We start from the raw sequence: 19741 nt of genomic DNA, 5'->3' as shown, positions 1-19741 counted from the left end.
GGTCCGCCAGGCGTCGTCGCGGGGTTCTTCGAGAACGGCTGTCAGCCCACTCGCCGACGTGTCTGCCGTCACCCGCGCCACGACGCTGCCGATGACGGCCACCGCGGCCAGCAGCAACGCCCATCCGAACGGGCCACGCAGGAGACGCCACGGCACGGGCGAACACGTTAGCAGAACCGGCAATCAGCAACCGGCAACCGGCAACCGACGACCGGCAACCGGCAACCGGCAACCGGCAACCGTCAGAACGGGAACAGCGCCTTGAGCTTGTCGTAGGCCTGGCGGGCCATGTCGTCGTAGCCGGACTGCGTCGGGTGAATGTCGTCGCTGCCGATGTCGATGTCGCGGAAGTTGTGTCGCGCGAAGCCGTTGGCATCGGCCATGCCTCGAATGCCGTCGCCGAGCGCGCCCGACATCGGGCCGTCGAGGATACCGAGGATGGGCGTTGCGCCTGAGGCCCTGACCGTCTGGGCCATGAAGCGGAGCGCATTGACCGCGCTGCCGACGTTGCCGCCTGCGTTGAGGTCGTTGAAGCCTTCCATCACGATCACCGCGTCGTACGCCCGTGCCGCGACAAGCCCTTCGATACGGCTTGCGCCGCTCGTCGGATTGGCCGAGCAGCCGCGCAATGCGGCGCATTCGCCCGAGTAGCCCTCGTTGGTCACGATCGTGGCGCCACCGAACTGGCCATCACCGCGCAGCAGATCGAGCAGCGATCCGGGATAGGGCGGCGAGGCGTACGAGTAGATCTGCGTCGGAGTGGTGGCCGGCGGTACCGGCGGGATCCGCTCGACGAGCATGCCTTCGGTGAAGCTGTCGCCGATGGCCATCACGCGGAACGTGAACGAGAAGTCACCTGCAGGGACCGACGATGCTTCGCGCCGTACCGTCACGGGAACCGTTCGCGCGCCACCATATCTGCCGCCGACCGCCCCGGGCGTGCGCACGCGCAGCGTCGTGGTGGGATTGGCGCCGAAGCCGACGACACCTTCGCGATCGCCGAAGAACACGCGGACGCCGGCGGTGAAATTCGTCCCGGTGACGGTGACGTACTCGCCGCCGCTCAGGCGGCCCACACGGCCGCCGGGCTGTTGTTCGAGTGACAACGCGGTCACCGTGTACGTCATGTCCGGCGCCGGCGGCGTCGCGATCGTGCCGACCCAGGGCACGCCCATGTTGACGTGACCGCTGGTGAACCCTGCACCCGCATACATCGCCCGCTCGGCGACGTACGACTCGCCGCCAGCCGTCGCGCCCGGGCACACGGCACCGGCAGCCGTCGCGACGGACTCGACGAAGACGCCGAACCGCGCATTGCTCACTTCGGGGATGGTGGCCGACCACAGGTTCGCCCTCCCGCCCGCAGGCACGCACACCGAACGGCGGACGCCGGTACCGTCGCTGCGCATGTATGTGGCCTGCACGGCGATGGCGGCGTCGTTGGGATTGGCAAACAGCAGGAAGGTCTGATAGCGCAGACCCGACCCGTCGATGAAGTCCTGCGCACCCTCGGCAAAGCCCCACGTCGCGGCGCGCCCCGGCGATCCGGCGGTCGCGTGCCCTTCGGTCCAGGGGAACGTGGGCGTCATGGGATCGGCTGCCGATGGCGTGCCCCAGTACATCGCGCGCTCGGCGACGATCGGCGCGGTCGCCTCGACGGTCATGCCGAAGGCACTCGCGCTCAGGCGTGGATCGAACGTGCGGCCTTCCTGATCGACCCACACGGTGAACCGCTCGTTGGGCGCCAGCGCGTAGTCGCGCACCACCGTCTCACCCGAGTCCAGTTGATACGTGACGGTGGCCGTGACGGCGCTGGCCTGCGTGTTGGCGAGCAGGAGGAAGGTCTCGAACGCCATGGCGTCATTGCCGCCGGTATATCCCTCGGCGAAGTACCACGTGGTGCTGGCGTTCGGGACGCCGATGGCGTCGTGGCCGCTCGTCGCGAAGTGGCTGCCCGAACTCGCGGGATCGAAGTACATCGCACGCTCGGCGACGACGGGCGCGGCGGAGTTCAGACTCTCGACCACCGTCGAGAACTCCGCGTTGGCCATCTCGTCGGGGAAGTCGTTCTGCGGCCAGAACGTGCGACGGCTGTTGGCCGGCACCGTGTCGGTCATCGTGACGACCTCCCCGGTGTTCTTCAGGTAGCGCACGCGGATCGGCGCCGCGATCGGATTGGGGTTTGCCACGAGGATGAACGTGCTGAAGATGCCGCTGGCGCCTTCCGCGAGGATCCATTGCGTGGCTGGCGCCGTCACGCCGCTCGCATTGTGCGAGCCGGCGCGCGTGCCGTCAGGGAAGTACATCGTTCGTTCGACGACGATGTCGGCGGGTGTCGCCGAGCCCGAGCGCACGGCCGACACATCCGCCGACGCGGCGCCGTTCAGGCCCGGGAACTCCTTGCCGACATGGACGGTGAGCCGGCTCGTCGCCCCGAGGGGAAACACCTTCTGCGTGCTGCCGGTGACGTGTGCCGACGCGTCCGGCAGCAGCTTGACCGTGACGTCAAGGGGCGTCGACGAGGGATTGACGACGAGGATCTCCTGCTCGAGGATCGCGTTGCTCGCGCCTTCGGCGAGGAACCAGCGGGACGCGCCCTGGCCGGCCGCGGGAGCGGCCGACCAGAATGCGACGGCGATGACCAGGAGCGCTGTTCGCGCGGTTGAGCAATTGTGCATCACGGCTTACGGGTTACGCGGGCAACCCTTGCCGGGCTTGTCGTTGCGCGCGTCGCACGGCTGGAGCGGGAACTCGCGCGCCACCTTCTCGAAAATGAGCTGCGACATGCGGTCGTATCCACTCTGCGTGGGGGAACTGCCTGACGTTTCGAAATTGAACAGCGACTGTCTGTAGATCTCGACGTTGAGCGACGTGTCTTCCGTGACGCCCCAGAGCGCGTCGCCGAGCTCCTTGAGTTGTCCGTCCGAGAGCCCGCCGATCCCGAGGCCGTTCCCCTCGAACTTGGTCATGACGATGACGATCTTCCTGTCGCGCGCCCGGGCCACCATGTCGCGGTAGGCGAACGCCACGCTGCCCGCAACCCTACCGGCACGGATGTCATTGACGCCTTCCACGAACACGACGGCGTCGTACTTGTCCGCGCTCGCGGCTGCATCGGCCAGCGCCGGGAACCGTGCGACGCCGGCAGTTGCGAGGCACCCGCCGCCTGTCGCCGAGGCGCACTCGCCGACCACGCCGGCGTTGGTCACCGTGACGTACTCGCCGAACTGCAGCACCCTGGTTCCCGTTGGCGCACCCGTCGACACATTCAGCAGGTCCTTCTGGTAGGCGCGCAGGCGGTTCTGGAGGCTGGCCGGGAACGGTGTGGCCGCGCGGCCGCCAGACGTGGAGCCGTAGACGTAGTCATCGCCGAACGCGAGCACGTTCAGCTTGAACGTGTAGCCATTGGGGAGCGTCGTACTCTCGTTGCCGGGGTTCACGACGCGTACGGTCACCGGCCCGGCCGTCTGGTAGCCGGTGTAGAAACCGCGCGGAGGCGTCTTGGCCGTGATGGTCGCGCCATCGGAGGAGACCACCACGTCGGTGGCCTGGTCGACGGCGGCCGTGTGGGTGTTGGCGTTCCTGTCGCCGGTCCACGCCGGGTTGTCGAAGTAGACCTTCGCGCCGGACTGGAACCCCGCGCCCGTGATGGTGATCGTCTGCCCGCCACCGAGGCGTCCGCTCGACGGCGACACGTTGGCGATGGCGAACGCGGGGGCCACGGGCGGCGTGGCGATGGTTCCCGTCCAGGGCGTCCCGCCGTTGACGTGACCGGCCAGGAACGACGGGCCCGAATAGACGGCGCGTTCGGCTACGAACGGCGTACCGGCAGAGGACGGGCACGAGATATCGGCGCTGGCCACCGACTCGAGGAACGTCGCGAATCGTCGCCCCGCCAGCTCGCTGTAGACCGCGGTCCAGATGTTGGTACGCGCGTTGGCCGCCAGGCAGACGGTGCGCACGATGCCCTTGCCGTCCTCGCGCATGAACGTCGCCCGTACCGTGATCGGCGTGGCGGTTGGGTTGGCGAGCAGGAAGAACGTCTCGAAACCCGTCGCGGCGGCGCCGAACCGGCCCTGCTGGCCTTCGGCGAACGCCCATCGGGCATTGCCTGCCGCGACGCCGGCGGCTGCGTGCCCTTCGCGCCAGGGGACCGTGGGGACCGTGGGATCGCTCGCAGACGGGGTGCCCCAGTACATCGCGCGCTCGGCGACGATGGGCTGCGTGGACGTCACGCGCATGCCGAACGCCGCGCCATTGAGGCGCGCGTCGTACGTGCGGCCCTCGTGATCCACCCACACGTTGAAGCGCTGTCGTGGAGCGAGCGTGTACGTCCGGCTGACGACTTCGCCGCTGTCGAGGAGGAAATCCACCGTCGCGTCCGTTGGCGTCGCGTTGGTGTTGACCAGGAGCAGGTACGTCTCGAACGCCGTCTCCGCGTTACCGCCGGTGAAGCCTTCCGCGAAGAGCCACGTGGTGCTCGGACTGGTCACGCCGATGGCGTCGTGGCCGCTGAGGAAGCCGTCGAAGTACATCGCGCGTTCGGCCACCACGAGGTTCCCGCCGGTGAGCGATTCGATCTCGGTGGAGAAGTCGGCGTTCATCAGGCCGGCGTGTTCGCCCTTCGGGTAGAAGGTCACGCGGCCGTTCGCCGGTGCGGTCTGCGTGGTCTCGAACACCCCACCGGTGCCGGTCAGGTACGTGGCCTTCACGGTGGTCGGCGTGCCGTTCGGGTTCCCCACGAGGATGAACGTCTCGAACATCCCGCCGGAGCCTTCGGCCAGGGTCCACTTGGACGCGAGTTGCGCCTGCGTCACGCCGCTCGCGTTGTGAGACCCCTGCTGACCCACGCTCTGGAAGTACATCGTCCGCTCGACGACGATGTCGGCCGGCGTGCTGTTGTCGCTGGCGAGGACGGCCGTGACGCGTGCGGAGGCACTGCCGTTCAGGCCGAAGTCGGGCCCGAGGCGTACGGTGAGACGCGAGGTCCCGGCGAGGTCGAACGTCCTGGATTCCCAGGTGAGCAGCGCGTCGGACTGGGGCAGTAGCGTCACCGTCACTTTCAACGCCTGCGCGCCGGGGTTGCCCACGAGGATTTCCTGCGCGAAGGTGGCGTTGTTGGCGCCTTCGGCGAGCAACCACGTGGATGCACCTTGCGCGGCGGCGTACGACGCGGACGTGAGAAGGATGAGGGCCGTCAGGGCCACCCGGCGGATGCAGGTCATGCAGGAAGCCTCCAGCGCCGGTCTTCCGTCCATCGGAAGCCGGGCGAACCCCGCCAGTATAAATACGTCGAAACAAAAACCCATCCCGACGATTTACTTGGAAACAATTGCAGGGGTTGTTCGAAGACCGGCACAGCAGACGCCGTCAGTTTCGTGATTCGGGATACGAAAGCGTCATTGGCGGCTCGTCGTGATGTCGTGTGCGGGCACGCACCGGCCGATTCGGGCTACGCGCACCGTGTCGCTTGCACGGCAGCCGAGTTGCAACGCGGGGGGGCGGCATGTTCTTGCTCCCCCCACGGCGTTCCCATCTCGTGCGTGTCGCCACGCTGCTGACATGCATCGCGAGCGTGTCGCTCGCCAGTCCTGCCGACGCCTCGACGCTGAAGGTACGGACCGACGCCGAGGCCATTGCGGCCGCCGATCGCATCGTGCGCGGCCGCGTGGAGGCGGTGCGTACGGAACGGCGTGCGGGCAGCGGCGCGATCGAGACCGTCGCGTCGATCCGCATCGTCGACGACTACTCGGGTGGCGCGGACCGCGTGATCGAGATCCGGGAGATCGGCGGCACCATAGGGTCCACCACGCTCGCCATTCCGGGCGCGGCGCGGTTCATCGTCGGTGACGACATCCTGGCGCTCGTCGAGCGTCGCGGCGGCGCGTGGCGGCCATCGGCCATGGCGCGGTCGGTGTTCGGCGTGCGCGACTCGGCGACGGGCACGCAACTGGTCCAGCAGTCGGAGGCCGCTGCCTCCGACGCCGGCATGTCGACCCGGTCGCTGGCCGGTTTTGCCGCTGCGGTCCGTCAGGTGCGAGGGACGGCGGCAGTGCGCCTCTGGACGCCCGCGACCGCCACGTCGTCGTCTGGCGCGCTCGCGCCAGCCACGCCGACCGTCGAGACGTTCCGTCTGCTCGGCACCATGCGCTGGCACGAGGCCGACAGCGACCAGACGGTGCGGTGGTATCGCAACACGTTGACGCCGTCGCCGCTGGCGAGCGGCAACAGCGACGCCGAGATCACGCAAGCGCTGGCGGGGTGGACCAATCCGACAGGCGCGTCGCTCTCGCTCTCGCATGGCGGCACGCGACTCGCGTCGGCGGCATCGCTGCTCGATTGCGGCGCGCCACCCACGCCCGGCGGCGGCATCATCACGTACGAGGATCCCGCCGACGACATCACGACGAGCGGCGTGATCGCGATCGGCGGGGCGTGCTCGAACGGCACGACGCGTACGGTCAACGGGACGACGTTCTACAAGATCACGTACGGCTTCGTGATCTTCACGACGAAGGCGGAGATGCCGTCGCTCGGGCAGTCGCAATTCCTGGCGCGAGTGCTGGAGCACGAGATCGGTCATGCGATCGGGTTGGGCCATACGCCGACGGACGGCTCGGTGGCCAACGCGAACTCCAACGTCATGTATCCGTCGTGCTGCTACGCGGCGACGCCGATCCCGCCGGCGATCGGCCCCGACGATCTGGCGGGCCTCCGGTTCATCTACCCGGCGTCTGCCGCTCCGCCCGCGTGCACATACGACGTGACGCCGGCGACGCGCGCCGTCGGCTACGGCGGCGGAGCCGTCGCGCCGTTCACCGTGAACACGGGCAGCGCCTGCACGTGGTCGGTGTCGACGAGCGCGTCATGGCTCACGCTGTCGGGGCCCGTGACACGAACGGGACCGGGTACGGTGTCGTACACGGCGGCGGCCAACGGCGGGAGCGCGCGCACAGGGAACGTCACGATCGGCGGAGTTGGCGTGACCGTGGCGCAGGCCGCCGCGCCGCCACCGCCGCCGCCTCCTCCCACGGACTCCGACAACGACGGCCTTCCCGACGCGTGGGAAATTGCCGCGGGTCTCAATCCGTTGGTCGCCACAGGGAACGACGGGCCGGGCGGCGATCCGGACGGCGATGGCCTCACCAATCTGCAGGAGTACCAGCGGGGGCTGCATCCCCGCGGCGTCGTTCAGCGGTATTTCGCCGAAGGGGTGCAGAACGCGTTCTTCTCGACCCGGATTGCGCTCGTGAACCCGAGCGTCACGACCGTGGCGAACGTACAACTGCGATTCGCGAGCCCGCCTGACGCCAACGGCGCCGTTGCGACGCGCGCGCACTGGGTGACGATCCAGCCGCGACGGCGGGCCACCGTCGACGTGGGAGCCGCGGTTGGCGCGATCGACGCGTTTGCCACGACCATCGAGGCCAACACGCTCGTTGTTGCCGATCGGACGGTGTCGTGGGATGGTTCCGGTTACGGCAGTCATGCCGAGTCGGCCACCGAGGCGCCGCGCACGACGTGGTACTTCGCCGAAGGTGCGACGGGTGGCGGGTTCAACACGTTCTACCTGCTGCTCAACCCCGGCACCGTCCCCGCGCAGGCGACCATCACGTACCTTCGCGCGGGACACGCGCCCCGCACGCGAACCTACGCGGTGGCGCCGGGTGCCCGGCATACGGTGTGGGTGGACATGGAGCGCTGGGACGATGGGGATTCCCTCGCGTCGGCGGAGGTGTCGGCGCGCATCGACGCGACGGCACCGATCATCGCCGAGCGCGCGATGTACCTCGATCGCAACGGGCAGTTGTTCACGGCGGGTCACGACAGCGTCGGCCTCCCGGCGCCGGCCGAGCGGTGGCTGCTCGCCGAGGGAGCGACGGGGCCGTACTTCGACCTCTTCGTGCTGATCGCGAATCCGTCGCGCGACGCCGCCGACGTGCGGCTGCGCTTCCTGCTCGGCGACGGGACGGTCGTCGAACATCGCGAGCAGGTGTCCGGCGAGTCGCGGGCCACCGTATGGGTGGATGCGCTCGGACGCGACGCGGAACGCATCGCGCAGAATCCCGACTACGCCCGCCTGGCCGATGCGTCACTGTCCACTGACGTGATCGTGGACAACGGCGTGGGCATCCTCGTCGAGCGATCGATGTGGTGGCCGGGCACGTCGGCGACATGGGGCGAAGCGCACAACAGCGGCGGCGTCACGACGCCAGCCACGCGGTGGGCACTCGCCGAGGGAGAAGTGGGCGGGCCGCGCAACACGAGCACCTACGCGCTCGTGGTCAACCCGACGGGCGGTGCCGCCACGATCGTCGTGACGATGCTCGCCGAGGACGCGGCACCGGAATCGATGACGTACACGGTGCCGGCCAACAGTCGCTTCAACATCGCGCTCGGCGCACCGCAGTTCTTCCCGAACGCCCGCGGCCGGCGCGTGGGTCTGCTCATCGAGAGCGCCGGCGTCCCGATTGTCGTCGAGCGCGCGATGTACAGCGACGCCGGGGGGCAGGCCTGGGCCGCCGGCACCAACGCGGTCGCCACGCGCCTGCCGTGATCTGACGAGGGGCTGTGCCCGGTTGCCGGTTGCCGATCTGTTCTAATTTCCCCCGTGAGTGCTGAACTGCGTGTGGGCGAGGCGTCCGTGCGGCCGGTGGTGATCGGGATCGCGGGCGGGTCGGGGTCGGGGAAGACGACTGTCGTGCGACGCTTGAAGGCGTCGCTCGGCGACGACAAGGTATCGGTGCTCGAGCACGACAGGTACTACAGGGAACGCAGCGAGTTGCGTCTCGAGGAACGCGCGGCGCTCAACTACGACCACCCCGACTCGCTGGAAACCGACCTGCTGGTCGAGCACGTGCGACGCCTGCGATCGGGCGAAGCGATCGACGCGCCGCAGTACGATTTCGCGCGACACAATCGTCTGGACGAACGCGATCCCGTCCTCCCGCGTCCAGCGTTGATCGTCGAAGGCATCCTCATCTTCGCCGACGCCCCGTTGCGCGCACTGATGGACGTGAAGGTGTTTGTCGACGCCGACGACGACACGCGGTTCATCCGTCGCCTGCAGCGCGACGTCGCCGAACGCGGCCGCACCGTGCAGTCGGTCATCGACCAGTACCTGAGTACGGTCAAGCCGATGCACCTCGAATTCGTGGAACCGAGCAAGCGCTATGCGGACATCATCGTGCCGCAGGGCGGGCACAACGACGTGGCCATCGAGATGCTGCTCACGCTCGCACGCGGTCTCGTCACGCCGGCCTCGCCGCACCCGTAGAGGCCACGCAGCGTCAGTGGAAGCGTTCCTGTCCCGTCCGCATGCGTTCGATGAGGTCGGTGCAGAAGGTGTGCAGGTCGCCAGGCGAGAACGACAGGCGCGCGAGGACATCCCCTTCGATGGGGCCGTCGATCTCGGCGACGAGCGGGCCGAAGCCGGCCAGCTTGGCGATGCCGTTCGAGAGATGCACGACGTCGCAGATGACGCTCCGGGCCGACGCGGGATCGTGGTGATGCGTGATGGCGGCGGCCACACGCTCGGACAGCCCCCAATGGCGGGCGATATAGCCGCCCAGTTCGCCGTGATCGAGTCCGAGCACCTGACGCTCGATCTCGAGGCGTGACTGCGCACTGGATGCCCACGCGGCACGCAGGGCGGTGAGCGTGGCGTTGTCCATCGCCTCGTCGAGCACCACTTTCCCCATGTCGTGCAAGAGGGCGGCGGTGACCGCCTCGGGAGGAATCGGCATCCGGGCGCGCTTGGTCACGATTTCGGCGGCCAAGGCGCTGGCGACAGCGTGCTGCCAGAGACGGCCCGGTTGCAGGTCGAACGCCGGCAGCGGCTTGAGCAACCGCGGGCGGACGCCTTCGGCGATGGCCAGCGACAGCGCCGTCCCGACGCCGATGCGCATCAGCGCGTCCCTGACTGTCGTCACCGACGGCAGGTGCGCGGTCCACGCCGAGTTGGCGAAGCGGAGGATGCGGGCGGTGAGTCCCAGGTCGAGCCGGACGATCTCTTCCACCTCGCGAATCATCCACTCGGACTGACTCAGTAGCGTGACCAGGTGCGTGGCCGTTCCCGGCAGCGGCTCGATCGCGTCGGCATGCCGAAGAAGGCGTTCGCGCGTGAGCGCAGAGGAGGACGACGAGGAGCGAGGGTCTGGGGACACCATCGTGTCTACCTTATCGGCAGCAGCCGCGCGACCCTTCACTGCAGCATTCAGAACGTGGCCACGATGCTGGCGGCGGTGATGGTGTCGGCGCGCGTGAACCCCGGCACCGGCTCGTTCCTGTAGTTGATCTCGTGCGACAACTTGAGGGCGAGCACGGCGTTGAGCGAGGCCTGCAGCGCCGCGACGTGCGACAGCCGCCAGTCGCTGGTGCGTTCGATATCGGTCTTGACGGAGGCGTCGTTGGAGAAGCGGTTCCGCTTGCTGAACTCCCACTGGTGGCGCAGCCCCATGTCGAAGGTGCCCACGGACCTGCTGATCCCCGCCGTCCGGTCCTCGCCGATGTAGCCGAAGCCCGAGTCGAGCGACAACCGCTGCGGCGAGCCGCTGATGAGAAGCGCGGTAACGCCGACCGCACCCTCGACCGAATGGTCGATACCGGCGAACGTGTTGCGGAGGTACGTGCCGCGGGCGAACAGTTCGGCGCGATCGCCCACCCGCCTGGCCGACTTCACCTGGCCCGTGATTCGACGGGCGCGCACCACATCGTCGGTACTGGCGCGGAGGTAGGCCGCGCGGGCTTCGAGGCGCCAGGGGCCATCGGTGAACGTCAATTCGCCGCCGGTCCCGAGCGTGAGTGTGCTCGTGGTGCCGTCCGTGGAGACGTAGGAGAGCTCGGCCTTGCTCTTCACGCGTCCCGGTTTCTTCGTCGGTCGTGCCGCGGCAAGCGCCACAGGGGGCGGAACCGGCGGTGGCGCGAGGTGCGCCACTGCGACGGCCGAGTCGGGGAGCATGGCGACGTCGACGGTTGACGGCAGCGGCGACGCGGCAACGGGAGCCGGCCCATACAGCAGAGCGAGGAGCAACCAGACGGGTTCGAGCATCACGGAGCGGGGCGGACACCAGTCGACAAGTAGAGCGAGCCCGGCCGTTGTCCCGTGCCAGTGTACCCGCGGTGTCGACCCCCTCGCGATCAGACGACGCCCGCTCGACCTCGGCCGCGGCCCGTCGGCCGGCTATCCTGCCCATTCGCCGCAGGATTCTGCCTGCTTGCAGATTTCGGCGCCACGCCCGACACGGAGTTCGTCATACTGCCCCGGGCTGGAATTCGAGCCGATCGCGACCGGATGCGCCGGCGCGAGGACAACGACGCAGAGGACCGAGATGCCGCACAAGCCCATCAAGTACGTCGAGAAGGGGTTGACCTATGCCGCCAAGGGGGCGTGGGTGGTGTTCGATGCGTTGAACGCCATGAACCGCAATCCCGGTTTCGTACCCAAGTGGTCTGACAAGCCATTGCAGAAGTCGTGGGAGAAGGTGAAGCCGCCCCTCGGCTGGCCGCGCGAGACCGACTCGCTCTGCCCGACCTGCGTGCGCGAGGCGCGCCAGGAGATCGTGGACGGCAAGCGCGACGTGTCGGTGCTGCTCAACGAGAAGGTCGGCGAGATCAAGGCCACCATCATCGAGCGCGACGGCCGCATCCTGATGGTCAAGGACTGCCCGCTGCACGGCCACTTCGAGGACGTGATGTCGGTGGACCCGGCGTTCTTCAAGCACCTCGAGGAGTCGTACCCGGGCAGCGACATCCGCGCCCACAACGACGAGACGCTGCACAACCATGGCAGCAGCACGATCAAGTACGGTCGCGGCGCGGTGCTGACGATCGACCTGACCAACCGCTGCAACATGATGTGCGACCCGTGCTTCATGGACGCCAACCAGGTCGGGTTCGTTCACGAACTGAGCTGGGAAGACATCAAGACGCTGCTCGACAACGCCATCACCATCAAGCCGCGCCGGCAGATGTCGGTGCAGTTCTCCGGTGGTGAGCCGACGCTGTCGCCGTACTTCCTCGACGCGGTCCGCTACGCGAAGAAGGTCGGCTACAACTCGGTGCAGGCGGCCACCAACGGCATCGAGTTCGCCAAGAGCCCCGAGTTCGCCAGGGCGGCGGCCGAGGCCGGCCTCCGGTACGTCTACCTGCAGTTTGACGGCATCGGCAACGCGGCCAACTCGCATCGTCTCGTCGGCAACCTGTTCGACGTCAAGCTGCGCGCCATCGAGAACCTCTGGAACAACGGCGTCGACATCGTCCCCGTGACGACGATCGTCAATGGCGTGAACAACGAGCAGGTGGGCCGGATCATCAGGTTCGCGCTCGACAACCCGCGCAAGATCTCGTTCCTCTCGTTCCAGCCGGTGTCGTTCACGGGCCGCGACGAGGAGATCACCGACGAGCGCCGCGCGGCGCAGCGCTACACGCTGTCGCACCTGGCGCACGACGTGAAGAAGCAGGTCAGCATCGGCGAGCCGACGCGCGACTGGTTCCCGATCTCCTTCATGGGGACGTTCACCGACTGGGCCGACCTCGTGAAGGGCCCGCAGCAGGACTGGGGCAACCTGGCGTGTGGTTGCCACCCCAACTGCGGCGTGGGCATGGCCATCATGGTGGACAAGGAAACGAAGGAAGCCGTGCCGGTGACGGCGTTCCTCGAGGGCACGCAGCTCGCGAAGGACCTGCGACGCGTCAACGACGCGGCGCGCGGCCCCAAGATGTCGATGCTCGGCCTGGCGCTGGCGCTGGCGAAGAACTACGACCCGTTCAAGTCGCCCACGCAATTCAAGCGGACCGACCTGCTGAAGAAGTTCGACAAGACGTTCGGGGCGACAAGGAAGGAGTACGGTCGCGTGGACGGCCAGCGTACGCGCGAGGACATCGACGCGCGCCGTGCCGACCGCTGGAACTTCCTGTTCATCGCGGGCATGTGGTTCCAGGACCTGTTCAACTACGACTTCCGCCGCACGGAACGCTGCATCATCCCGTACGCGACGCAGCAGGGCGAGATCAGCTTCTGCGCGTACAACACGGGCATCGGCTGGCGGAACATCATCGAGAAGATGCACATGACGGCCACGCTCACCAAGTGGTACGAGGAGCACGGCCGTCACGAGATCTTCGCCGGTGGCAAGAAGGTGAGCCTCGGCACCGCCGAGCACTCGCTCGTGCTCGACGCCGAAGCCGTGGCCAAGGGCCGCCAGACCGATCTCGATGAGGCCGGCGTGGCGAAGAACGCGCGGGAAGAGAAGCTGCGGGCGCGCGAGGAAGCCAAGAAGAAGGCCGAGCACGACAGGATGGCGGCGCTCTACCGCCAGCACGTCCTGAAGGAGCCCGCTCCAGAACTCGCGACGGGCCTGCAGATTCAGGGGCTCAGGAAGTCGGCGCCGAAGCCGGAGTCTGAACCGGAACCGACGGTCAACTGATCCGCGTTCGGATGCAGGGGCCGGGCTCGGAGAGCCCGGCCACCTCTGGCGTCAATCAGGGACACGGGCGTGAGTGGCGGGTGCCGCTCACGCCCGTATCGCGTTCGGGACCACCATGTCGCAACTCGTCATTGACGTTCGCGACGCGTGGCTCGGAGAATCGCGAAGATGCCGGGTGCGCACTCACGCGCGCCGGCGAGGAGGAAGACGCGCAATGTCAGGTCCGTTGCCCATCAACAGCGCCGCACCAGATTTCGAAGCCACCACGACGCAGGGGGCCATCCGCTTTCACGAGTGGCTCGGCGACGCGTGGGGCGTGCTGTTCTCGCACCCGAAGGACTTCACGCCTGTCTGTACCACCGAGCTTGGTGCCGTGGCGCGGTTGAAGGACGAGTTCGCGAGACGCAACGTGAAGGTGCTGGGCCTGAGCGTCGATCCCGTCGAGCGGCACGCGCTGTGGAGCAAGGACATCGCCGAGACGCAGGGGGCCGAGCCCGACTTCCCGATGATCGGCGACCCCACGCTCGCGGTGTCGAAGTTGTACGGGATGCTGCCGGCCGACGCGGGCGAGACGTGCGAGGGCCGCACCGCCGCCGACAACGCCACCGTGCGCAACGTGTACGTGATCGGTCCGGACAAGAAGATCAAGGTGGTGCTGTCGTACCCGATGGTGGCTGGCCGCAGCTTCCCGGAGATCCTGCGCATCATCGACGCGCTCCAGCTCACCACCGCGCATCGCGTGGCGACACCCGCCGACTGGCAACAGGGCGGTGACGTGATCATCGTTCCCGCCGTGTCCGACGAGGAAGCGAAGACGATCTACCCGAACGGCTGGCGCGCCGAGAAGCCCTACCTGCGCTACGTCCCGCAGCCTGAACGCTGAGAAAGGGACCGGCAACCGGCAACGGGCAACCGGCAACAGGATGGGATACCCATCTCGCCGGAGCCTTCCGGTTGCCGGTTGCCTGTTGCCCGTTGCCGCTCTCGCTTCATTCCCCTAATCTCCCGATCCTCACGAGCGTGAGGACGGGCTCCTGTCGTGCGCGCGATGCGGCGATGTCGACGCTGAACTCGGCGACCCAGTCGTTCAGGCCTTCCTGATCCACCAGCATCTGCAGCACGCGCTGGCGTGTGTCGTCCTCATGTACCGCGACGTGCGTGTGCCGGGCGTTGCGCGCTTCGGGATCGAACCGGAGCTGGCCGTGCTCGATGGCGAATGCGTCGAGTGTCTCTCGCAGGCGCTCGCTCGACCACTCGTCGGCACCCTCATCGCCTGACGCGAGGCCGAGGGCTGCGCGCAGCGCGTCTGCGTCGGCGCGCGACCATGCCTTGAGGACCGTGAAGATCCGGCTGCGAAGTGCCGCACCGAACGCGCGCGCGTCGGTGGTGATGTCGTAGGCGACCGTCTGCGGCGGTCGCGCATCGATGGCAGCCCGTCCGCTGCCGCTGACAGGCACGTAGTCGGGATCGCGCATGCGCTCCCATTCGTCGGCCAGACTCGCATCGACGCCGCGCACCAGCGTGCGCAGGTACCACTCGATGTCGAGTACCTCGTCGGTCTTGGCGCCGTCTGGCACCGTCTGGCTCAGCACCTTGTATACGCCCGACAGGTGGCGCAGCAGCAGACCCTCCGACCGTTCGAGGTCGTACGCCATCACGTATTCGGCAAACGACGCATACCTCTCGACCATCTCGCGTGCGATGGACTTCGGCTTGATGTTCTCCTCGCCGACCCATGGATGCCTGTCGGCGAACGCGTTGAACGTGTCGTAGACGAAGTCGCGCAGCGGCTTGGGATACTCGAGCTTCTCGAGCTCCTCCATGCGCTGGTCGTACTCCATGCCGTCGGCCTTCATCTGCGCGATGGCGCGATCCTTCACGCGATCGAGCTGTCGCCGGAGGATGAGCTCCGGGTTCTCGACGATCGACTCGACGAGCGTGAGCACGTCGAGCGCATGGGTGGGCGCGTCGGGATCGAGCAGCGGCAGCGTCTCGATCAGGTAGAGCGACAGCGCCTGGTTCATCGAGAAGTCGTCCTGCAGGTCCACGTTCACCCGCACGCGCGATCCCTCGGCCGTGCGCGGCACGATCTCGACGATGCGTCGCCGGGCGAGCGCGCGGAACAACTGCCAGGCGCGCCGGCGGTGCGCGGCCTTGGCGGCGTCGGACTCGTGACTGTCGCGAATGAGCTGCTGCATCGCGCGTGCGCCGTCTGTCCGGCGGCTCAGGACGTTGAGCAGCATGCCGTGCGTGACGTGGAAGCGCGACACGAGCGACTCGGGTGCGGCGCCGATCAGGCGGGTGAGTGTGTTCTGGTCCCAGTGGACGTAGTTGTGCTCGGGCGGTTTGCGCTTCACCACGCGCCGTCCGTCGCGTGCGGCCTTCTCGCTGAGTCGCAGGTTCTCGATGACGTGTTCGGGCGCCTGCACCACCACGAAGCCGCGATCGTCGAAGCCCTTGCGGCCGGCACGGCCGGCAATCTGGTGGAAATCGCGCGCGGTGAGGTGCGTGGTCTTCTGGCCGTCGAACTTGCACAGCCGCGTGAAGACAACCGTGCGGATCGGCACGTTGATGCCGGCTCCGAGCGTGTCGGTGCCGCAGATCACGTGGAGCAGCCCGCGCTGCGCGAGCTGTTCCACGAGCACGCGATACTTCGGCAGCAGCCCGGCATGGTGCAGGCCGATGCCATGGCGTAACCATTTGCGTACCGATCCCCCGTACGGACTCGAGAAGTCGAACGTGGCGATGCGGTCGGCGATCTCGGCCTTCTGCTCGCGCGTGCAGATCTTCAGGCTCGTGAAGTCCTGCGCGCTGCCTGCCGCGTCGGCCTGCGTGAAGTGCACGACGTAGGCCGGCGTGCGCCCCTCCGCCACGAGCGTCTCGATCGTGTGGGCCAGCGGCACTTCGGCGTAGCTGAACTCGAGGGGCACGGGCCTGACGGCAGACGTGATCGTGACTGTCGGGAGTCCGTTGAGCGCCGTGAGCGCGCGCTCGAAGGGGGCGGTGTCGCCGAGCGTGGCCGACATCAGGAGGAAGCGCGCCTGCGGCAGCGTGAGCAGCGGCGTCTGCCAGGCGACGCCGCGGTCGCGGTCCGCGTAGTAGTGGACTTCGTCCATCACCACGTGGTGGACCGGTGCCCCCGCGCCTTCGCGCAGCGCCATGTTGGCGAGGATCTCCGCGGTGCAGCAGAGAATGGGCGCCTCACGATTGACGGTGGCGTCGCCCGTCGAGAGGCCCACGTACTCGGGACCGAACTCGCGGCACAGATCCATCCAGCGTTCGTTGACGAGCGCCTTGATCGGGCAGGTGTAGACGGCGCGTTCGCCGCGCGCGATGGCGGCAAAGAGCAGCGCCGAGGCGACCAGCGACTTGCCGGATCCCGTCGGCGTGTTGAGGATCACGTTCTGGCCGTCGAGCAGGGCGAGGATCGCCTCTTCCTGCGCGGGGTAGAGCGTGAGCCTCCGGTCTGACGCGTATGCGAGGAACCCGTCGAGGAGCGTGTCGGGAGAGACGTCAACGGGGCGAGGAACAAGGTCGCCGAGCAGGGCAGCCACACATCATTGTAGGGGCGCGAGTGCGTCATACGCCTTGCGGTGCGCGACGCCTGCGCGGTACCGTCATGAACATGTCTTCGACGCCTTCGCCTCGCGTGCCGTCGATGTGTGCCAGCGCCGCCCGGCGCTGCGCCTGTTGTTGTTGATCCTGCGTTCTCTCCCTCACGAATTCTGAACGCCGGCCTGGCCGCGTTCACTCATGGTTCGCCCCGCGTCATGCGCAGGGCTCGATGTCGATCCCGCGCGCTGGCGCGCAGGGGCCGACGTCCGGATGGTTCGATGCGTACGTCCTTCACCTGGCTTGCCGTATTCGCTGTTGTCACCTCGGGCGCCGTCGCCGCCGCCCGCTTCACACGCCCTGCCGCGGCCGCGTCGCCTGCGCCTCCTGTTGTCACGACAGCCGACGCGGCGCCCGGCCCGCCTGCCGACGTGGCCGCGTGGCGCCAGCAGTACGACACGAGCCTGCGCGCCGAGTACGGCTGGCTGAGCGTGGCGGGCCTGGCGTTCCTGCCCGAGGGCTCACACACGATCGGCGGCGATCCATCGAGCGACATCGTCCTGCCGGCAGGGCATGCGCCGTCGCACGTGGGACGGCTCGAGGTGACGCCCGAGGGTGTCACCCTCCACCTGACTCCGGGTGTCGTGGCGACGGTCAACGGCGAGCCCGCGTCGTCGACGACGATCGTGCTTCGCGGGAACCAGCCTGGCGTGAATGGCGCGCCGGGGACCTCCGCCGATCGCGTGAGCGTGGGGCAGGGCGTCCAGTTCCACCTGCACCGGAGCGGACCGCGACTGGCGTTGCGCGTGCGCGATCCCGAGTCGCCGATCCGTACGGGTTTCCAGGGCACGAAGTGGTATCCGGTCGCCGACCAGGCTCGCGTGGTTGCCACGCTGAAGACCTTCGATGAGCCGAAGGCCGTCGAGGTGCGCAACGTGCTCGGCGATCCCGAGCCCTACAAGGCTCCAGGCACGCTGGAGTTCACGTTCGACGGAAAGAAGGTGCGGTTGCTGGCCTTCACGGCGAGCAAGGGACGCCTCCAGGTGATCTTCAGGGACGCGGGCGTCGGCCGCGAGACCTACGGTACGCGCTTCGCATACGCGGAACCCACGGGCGACGGCCGGTACGTGATCGACTTCAACAAGGCCTACAATCCGCCGTGCGCGTACAACCCGTACACCACGTGCCCGACCCCGCCCGCGCAGAACGTGTTGAAGGTGCCGATCCGCGCGGGGGAGAAGATTTACAGCTGACATGCCGCGATGCCGGGAATGCCGGGAATGCCGCTCGGCGGCCGGAGGTCACGAAGGCCGATAGTCGAGACATGATTCACCTGTCATGAACCGGCTGCACGCGTGGTACTGCAACTCGGAGCACTGGGCCCGCACCGTCGAACACGATCTGCTGGAGTGGACGCTCGCGCATGTGTCGCTGGGGGAGTCGCTCCTCGAACTGGGAGCCGGCGCCGGTACGGTGACCACGCACCTGCGCCAGCGTGTCGCCCGGGTCACGGCGGTCGACGTCGACACACACGCGCTGCGACGGCTCAGAGCGCGCACCAGTGTCCCGTTGGTGTCGGGTGGGCGTATCCCCACACGAGTCCCTGCTGCCACCGCTGACGCCGCGGCGCTGCCGTTCGTGAACGGCGCGTTCACCTCCGTCGCGGCGTTCACGATGGTGCACCACCTGCCAGGCCTCACGCGTCAGCGCGCGCTCTTGTCCGAGGTGTGGCGCGTGCTGCTGCCGGGCGGAAGCTTTGCAGGATGCGACGCGCTGTGGACCATCGGGTTGCGTCTCTTCCATCTCGGCGATACGTTCGCGCCTGTCGAGCCCAGGCAGTGGAAGGACGAACTCGAAGCCGTCGGCTTCGACGTCCTCGACGTTTCGACGATGGGCCGCTACCTCCGCTGGCACGCCCGCGCCAGGGGTTGAAGCCCCTGGCCTCCATCAGAACGGGTGCTCGCCTCTGTCCTTCCTAGAGTCCGAACGCGCCGTAGATCATCCAGGTGGAGATCTTGTCCTTGTATGGCGCGACCAGTGTCTTGTTGGCCTCGGGGACGCCGACCTCCGGCATGTCCGTCTCCACCTTCGGCGCGTCAGCGACCGCGTCGCCGGCTTTCGACACCATCTGCTGGAGAGCCTGCAGGTCGCCCGACTGGAGCTTGCCGGCGAGTTCCCTGAAGTCGATGCCCGACACCGAGACGCCTGCCGCTTCGTAGACGCGCGCCTTCACCCACCCGTACTCGGCGAGCGAGAACTGCTGCGAGTTGAGCGCGTCGACCTGCGCGCGCTTTGCGTCGCCGACGATGCTGAAGATGTCCTTGTAGGCCCCGACGACTTCGGTGAGACCGGCATCCTTCCCTCGCGCGCTGAGGGCCTCGTACTTCGTGCGGAGTTCGGTGGCTCGCGCACCCATCTTCGCGTGGAGGCTCTCCTGGACGGCCGCGAACCGCCGTACCTGCGCCTCGGTGAGCGTGTCCGACTCCGGCGGCGTGAAGGTGGCGGTGTTGGCGACCTTCTCATCGGCCTCGGCGAGTGCGCCGAACTCGGTCATCGACGAGACGAAGGACTTCGCCGGTTTGTAGACGAAGTAGTAGACCGCCGCGCTGCCGCCGATGACCATCAGCACGAGCGCGACCGCACATCCGATGACGAATTTCTTCACGCACGATCTCCTGTAGGCTTGAGGCGAACGTGCCTCGTCCATTGTCCTCAACGCACCGGCCCGCCGGGATGAACACCAGGCGTTGCTCGAGGCACAT

General features: G+C 67.9%; 13 protein-coding genes. 6 read left to right on the top strand and 7 right to left on the bottom strand.

Annotated features, from left to right (window positions below; all coding sequences use genetic code 11):
* The 3 genes from IT182_12595 to IT182_12585 form a co-directional block, all read right to left on the bottom strand.
* A partial coding sequence (locus IT182_12595; protein MCC6164180.1) for a hypothetical protein occupies positions 1-156 on the bottom strand: 156 nt, incomplete at its 3' end.
* Positions 157-242: 86 nt separating this feature from the next.
* Positions 243-2681 carry an IPT/TIG domain-containing protein gene (locus IT182_12590; GenBank protein MCC6164179.1) on the bottom strand — a complete coding sequence of 813 codons (2439 nt, stop codon included), beginning with the start codon at positions 2679-2681 and terminating at the stop codon, positions 243-245.
* A gap of 3 nt (positions 2682-2684) precedes the next feature.
* A complete protein-coding gene (locus tag IT182_12585; GenBank protein MCC6164178.1) occupies positions 2685-5225 on the bottom strand; it encodes an IPT/TIG domain-containing protein in 2541 nt (846 codons plus the stop codon).
* Positions 5226-5506: 281 nt separating this feature from the next.
* Between IT182_12585 and IT182_12580 the strand changes: the two genes are divergently transcribed.
* Positions 5507-8557, top strand: coding sequence for a hypothetical protein (locus IT182_12580; protein ID MCC6164177.1), 3051 nt, complete (start codon positions 5507-5509; stop codon positions 8555-8557).
* 87 nt (positions 8558-8644) lie between these two features.
* Positions 8645-9277 carry a uridine kinase gene (udk, locus tag IT182_12575; GenBank protein ID MCC6164176.1) on the top strand — a complete coding sequence of 211 codons (633 nt, stop codon included), beginning with the start codon at positions 8645-8647 and terminating at the stop codon, positions 9275-9277.
* 13 nt (positions 9278-9290) lie between these two features.
* On the opposite strand, the gene IT182_12570 is transcribed toward udk, so the two are convergent.
* Both IT182_12570 and IT182_12565 read right to left on the bottom strand, forming a co-directional pair.
* The gene (locus tag IT182_12570) at positions 9291-10169 is read right to left on the bottom strand and encodes an HDOD domain-containing protein (protein MCC6164175.1); all 879 of its coding nucleotides are present in this window, start codon (positions 10167-10169) and stop codon (positions 9291-9293) included.
* A gap of 47 nt (positions 10170-10216) precedes the next feature.
* Complete coding sequence (locus IT182_12565; protein MCC6164174.1) at positions 10217-11050, bottom strand: DUF481 domain-containing protein; 834 nt, start codon at positions 11048-11050, stop codon at positions 10217-10219.
* Positions 11051-11330: 280 nt separating this feature from the next.
* Here IT182_12565 and IT182_12560 point away from each other — a divergent pair, with 280 nt between their 5' ends.
* On the top strand, positions 11331-13427 hold the full coding sequence (locus IT182_12560) for a radical SAM protein (protein MCC6164173.1): 2097 nt from the start codon (positions 11331-11333) through the stop codon (positions 13425-13427).
* Between the two features lie 214 nt (positions 13428-13641).
* Complete coding sequence (locus tag IT182_12555) at positions 13642-14310, top strand: peroxiredoxin (GenBank protein ID MCC6164172.1); 669 nt, start codon at positions 13642-13644, stop codon at positions 14308-14310.
* A gap of 106 nt (positions 14311-14416) precedes the next feature.
* Here the strand turns inward: IT182_12555 and IT182_12550 are convergent, their stop codons facing one another.
* Positions 14417-16981, bottom strand: a complete 2565-nt coding sequence (locus IT182_12550; GenBank protein MCC6164171.1) for a DUF3516 domain-containing protein — start codon at positions 16979-16981, stop codon at positions 14417-14419.
* A 279-nt stretch (positions 16982-17260) separates the two neighbouring features.
* Between IT182_12550 and IT182_12545 the strand changes: the two genes are divergently transcribed.
* Together IT182_12545 and IT182_12540 are read left to right on the top strand one after the other, a co-directional pair.
* Positions 17261-18232 carry a DUF1684 domain-containing protein gene (locus tag IT182_12545; protein MCC6164170.1) on the top strand — a complete coding sequence of 324 codons (972 nt, stop codon included), beginning with the start codon at positions 17261-17263 and terminating at the stop codon, positions 18230-18232.
* 85 nt (positions 18233-18317) lie between these two features.
* Positions 18318-18911: a class I SAM-dependent methyltransferase gene (locus tag IT182_12540; protein ID MCC6164169.1), complete on the top strand. Its 594-nt coding sequence runs from the start codon at positions 18318-18320 to the stop codon at positions 18909-18911.
* A gap of 43 nt (positions 18912-18954) precedes the next feature.
* On the opposite strand, the gene IT182_12535 is transcribed toward IT182_12540, so the two are convergent.
* Positions 18955-19644: a hypothetical protein gene (locus tag IT182_12535; GenBank protein MCC6164168.1), complete on the bottom strand. Its 690-nt coding sequence runs from the start codon at positions 19642-19644 to the stop codon at positions 18955-18957.
* Between the last annotated feature and the right edge of the window lie 97 nt (positions 19645-19741).

The organism is Acidobacteriota bacterium, from assembly GCA_020845575.1.
Classification (GTDB): Bacteria; Acidobacteriota; Vicinamibacteria; order Vicinamibacterales; family Vicinamibacteraceae; genus Luteitalea.
The sequence above is the reverse complement of the archived record's forward strand: the minus strand, read 5'-3'. Positions and strand labels throughout refer to the sequence as shown.